Genomic DNA, 1,409 nt, shown 5'->3' on the forward strand with positions numbered 1-1,409 from the left:
CGTCCCCGCCCGCATCCGCGACGAGGAACTCCTTGGGCCCGGCCGGCGTCAACTCGCGCGGGACGTCGACATGCGCCACCGTCCGCCCCCCGGCCGTCAGCTCCACGGCCGCCTGCCCCAGCACCTCGCCCTCGACGGACATCCGCCGCAGGGTCGCCGTCGCCGTCCAGTCCCCGGCCGCCTGGTTGACGGCGGCCAGCACCAGCCCGCCGTCCCGCGCCCGGAGCGTCAGCAACCGGTCCGCGTACAGCCGCTTCAGCTCGTGGTACAGCGGCTTCTCCCGCCCGTCCCCGTCGATCGCCGCCCAGGAGGTCACCGGCCAGCAGTCGTTGAGCTGCCAGACGACCGTGCCCGCGCACACCGGCCAGTGCGAGCGCCAGTGCTCGATCCCGGAGGCGACCGCCCGCGCCTGGTTGACCTGCATCAGGTAGTGCCAGCGGTCGAAGTCCCCGTCCGGCACGGCGAAGTGCCGGGCCAGCCCCCGCTCCAGCTTCCCGTTGCCGTCGTCGGCCTTCTGGTGGTGCAGCATGCCGGGGGAGTCGGGCGCGAGCTCCTCCCCGGGCAGCGCCCGGCGCAGCGTGACGTACGCGGGCGGCGCCTGCCAGCCGAACTCGGCGACGAACCGGGGCACGCTCAGCCGGTAGTCGGCGTAGTCCTCCCGGTTCCACACCTCCCAGGAGTGGTGGGTGCCGTGCGCCGGATCGTTGGGATGCCGGTCCCATGACCCGGACCAGGGACTCCCCGCCGTGTACGGCCGCGTCGGATCCAACTCGGCCACCACGCGCGGCAGTACGCCCAGGTAGTACCCCTCGCCCCAGGAGTCCCCGGCCAGCCGCGGCTCCCAGCCCCAGTCCCTGAAGCCCCACAGGTTCTCGTTGTTGCCGTTCCACAGCACCAGCGACGGATGCGGCATCAGCCGTACGACGTTCTCCCTCGCCTCGGCCTCCACCTCGCCGCGCAGCGGCTGTTCCTCCGGGTAGGCCGCGCACGCGAACGGGAAGTCCTGCCAGACCAGCAGCCCGAGTTCGTCACAGGCGTCGTAGAAGTCCTCGCTCTCGTAGATCCCGCCGCCCCAGACCCGTACGAGGTCCACGCCCGCCCCGGCGGCCTGCTCCAGCCGCTCCCGGTAGCGCTCGCGGGTGATCCGGGACGGGAAGACGTCGTCGGGGATCCAGTTGACGCCCCGCGCGAAGAGCCGCTCGCCGTTGACGACGAGGGTGAAGCCGGTGCCGTGCGCGTCGGGCCGTTGATCCAGCTCCACGGTCCGGAAGCCGATCCGCCGCCGCCACACGTCCAGCGCGTCGTCGCCCTGCAGCAGCCGCAACTCGACGCCGTACAGCGGCTGTTCGCCGTAGCCGCGCGGCCACCACAGCCGGACGTCCGGCTGTGGTGGCCGCGCGGCTACGGCG

1 protein-coding gene is annotated in these 1,409 nt (G+C 73.2%); it reads right to left on the reverse strand.

The window, feature by feature from the left end:
- Positions 1–1,409, reverse strand: a 1,409-nt coding sequence (locus tag CA983_RS43655) for a glycoside hydrolase family 2 protein (protein WP_425276521.1), incomplete at both ends; no start/stop codon positions are given.

The organism is Streptomyces swartbergensis (assembly GCF_002148965.1).
GTDB lineage: Bacteria > Actinomycetota > Actinomycetes > Streptomycetales > Streptomycetaceae > Streptomyces > Streptomyces swartbergensis.